Source organism: Micromonospora mangrovicola (assembly GCF_047200535.1).
In the GTDB taxonomy this organism is placed as follows: Bacteria; Actinomycetota; Actinomycetes; order Mycobacteriales; family Micromonosporaceae; genus Micromonospora.
In genome coordinates this window covers 1-2,847 of sequence record NZ_JBJZOG010000208.1, presented here as the reverse complement: position 1 = coordinate 2,847, position 2,847 = coordinate 1, and the positions used below count along the sequence as shown (strand labels likewise).

Sequence of the window (2,847 nt, the reverse complement as noted above, 5' to 3'; positions counted from 1 at the left end):
GACCGGGTGGTGATCCGGTTTGCCGGTGACTCGGGCGACGGGATGCAGCTTACGGGTGATCGGTTCACGTCGGAGACGGCGCAGTTGGGTAATGATATTTCGACGTTGCCGAATTTTCCGGCGGAGATTCGGGCTCCTGCGGGGACCTTGCCGGGGGTGTCGTCGTTTCAGGTGCATTTCGCTGATTACGATATTTTGACGCCGGGGGATGCGCCGAATGTGTTGGTGGCGATGAACCCGGCGGCGTTGAAGGCGAATGTGGCGGATTTGCCGCGGGGTGCGGACATCATTGTGAACACTGATGAGTTCACCCGGCGGAATCTGGCGAAGGTGGGCTATCAGGTCAGTCCGTTGGAGGACGGCTCGCTGGACGGGTACGTGGTGCATCCGGTGGCGTTGACGTCGATGACGATTGGTGCGCTGGCCGAGCACGACGTGTCGAAGAAGGACGCCGAGCGGGCGAAGAACATGTTCGCGCTGGGGTTGTTGTCGTGGATGTATTCGCGGCCGTTCGAGTCGACGTTGCGGTTCTTGGAGCGTAAGTTCGCCGCCCGTCCGGAGTTGGTGGCGGCGAACGTGGCGGCGTTCCGGGCGGGGTGGAATTTCGGGGAGACGACCGAGGATTTCTCGGTGCGGTACGAGGTGAAGCCGGCGCGGATGGCGCCGGGCACCTACCGCAACATCACCGGTAACGCCGCGTTGTCGTTGGGTCTGGTCGCGGCCGGGGTGCGGTCGGGGCTGCCGGTGTTTCTGGGGGCGTATCCGATCACGCCGGCGTCGGACATTCTGCACGAGTTGTCCAAGCACAAGCGGTTCGGTGTGGTCACGATGCAGGCCGAGGACGAGATCGCCGCGGTCGGCGCGGCGTTGGGCGCCTCCTACGGCGGGTCGTTGGGGGTGACCACGACCAGCGGTCCGGGTGTGGCGTTGAAGAGTGAGACGATCTCTTTGGCGGTGGCCCTCGAACTTCCCCTGGTGGTCGTGGACGTGCAGCGGGCGGGTCCGTCCACCGGCATGCCGACCAAGACCGAGCAGGCCGACCTGAACATGGCGCTGTTCGGTCGCCACGGTGAGGCGCCGGTGGCGGTGATCGCGCCGAAATCCCCGGCGGACTGTTTCCACGCCGCCCTGGAGGCCGCCCGGATCGCGTTGACGTATCGCACGCCGGTGATCCTGCTGTCGGACAACTACGTGGCCAACGGCTCCGAGCCGTGGCTGCTGCCCGAGGTGGAGTCGTTGCCGGATCTGCGGGTCGACTTCGCTACCGCCGCCAACGGTGAGGACGGCGTCACCTTCCTGCCGTATCTACGGGACCCGGCCACGCTGGCCCGGCCGTGGGCGATCCCGGGCACCCCCGGCCTGGAACACCGCATCGGCGGGTTGGAGAAGGCCGACAAGACCGGCGACATCTCCTACGACCCGGCCAACCACGACTTCATGGTCCGCACCCGCGCCGCCCGCATCGAGACCATCCCGGTACCGGATGTCGAACTCGACGACCCCGACGGCGACGCGAAGGTGCTGGTACTCGGCTGGGGCTCCACCTACGGGCCGATCGGCGCGGCCTGCCGGGGCCTGCGCCACCGCGGCCTGCGCATCGCCCAGGCGCACCTGCGGCACCTGGCACCGATGCCCGCCAACCTCGGCGACGTGCTGGCCTCCTACGACAAGGTCGTCATCCCGGAGATGAACCTCGGCCAACTCGCCCACGTCATCCGCGCCCGCTACCTGGTCGACGCGATCGGCTACAACCAGGTCCGCGGCCTGCCGTTCACCGCCGCCGAGCTGGAGACGATGCTGGAAGAGGTCTGCAAGAATGTCTAACCCCGTCCCGGTCAAGCTCACCGCGAAAGACTTCAAGTCCGACCAGGAAGTCCGCTGGTGCCCCGGCTGCGGTGACTACGCCATCCTCGCCGCCGTCCAACAGTTCATGCCCGAACTCGGCATCCCCCGCGAGAACATCGTGTTCATCTCCGGCATCGGCTGCTCCTCCCGATTCCCCTACTACATGAACACCTACGGCATGCACTCCATCCACGGCCGCGCCCCCGCCATCGCCACCGGCCTGTCCGTCACCCGCCCCGACCTGTCCGTCTGGGTCGTCACCGGCGACGGCGACGCCCTGTCCATCGGCGGCAACCACCTCATCCACGCCCTGCGCCGCAACGTCAACCTCAAAATCCTGCTGTTCAACAACCGCATCTACGGCCTGACCAAAGGCCAGTACTCACCCACCTCGGAAATCGGGAAGATCACCAAATCCACCCCCGTCGGCTCCGCCGACGCCCCGTTCAACCCCCTGTCCCTCGCCCTCGGCGCCGAAGCCACCTTCGTCGCCCGCACCATCGACTCCGACCGCAAACACCTCCAATCCGTGCTACGAGCCGCCGCCACCCACCAAGGCTCCGCCCTCATCGAGATCTACCAAAACTGCAACATCTTCAACGACGGCGCCTTCGACCAACTCAAAGAACCCACCACCCGCGACGACTACCTCATCCGCCTCGAACACGGCCAACCCATCACCTTCGGCAAGGACGGACAATTCTGCGTCGTCCACCCACCCGGCGGATTCGGCCTCGAAGTCCGCGAGACGGCCGCCACCCCCACCCAGGACATCGTCGTTCATGACGCAGACGTAACCGACCCCGCCTACGCCTTCGCCCTGACCCGCCTACCCGGCCCCGACCTGCGCAACACCCCCATCGGCGTACTCCGCAACACCACCCGACCCACCTACGACACCGCCGTACAGGAACAGGTCACCACCGCCAAAACAAACCTCCAGGAAACCCCCGAACAACAACTCGCCGGACTCCTCGCCAGCGGCGACACCTGGACCATCGG

The 2,847-nt window shown here is 66.2% G+C and carries 2 protein-coding genes; both read left to right on the top strand.

Features of this window, described 5'->3' with window-relative positions:
* Positions 1-1,824, top strand: a 1,824-nt coding sequence (locus ACL02O_RS33965) for a 2-oxoacid:acceptor oxidoreductase subunit alpha (protein ID WP_412822278.1), incomplete at its 5' end; no start/stop codon positions are given.
* Positions 1,817-2,847, top strand: a 1,031-nt coding sequence (locus tag ACL02O_RS33960) for a 2-oxoacid:ferredoxin oxidoreductase subunit beta (RefSeq protein WP_412822277.1), incomplete at its 3' end; no start/stop codon positions are given. The genes ACL02O_RS33965 and ACL02O_RS33960, both read left to right, overlap by 8 nt.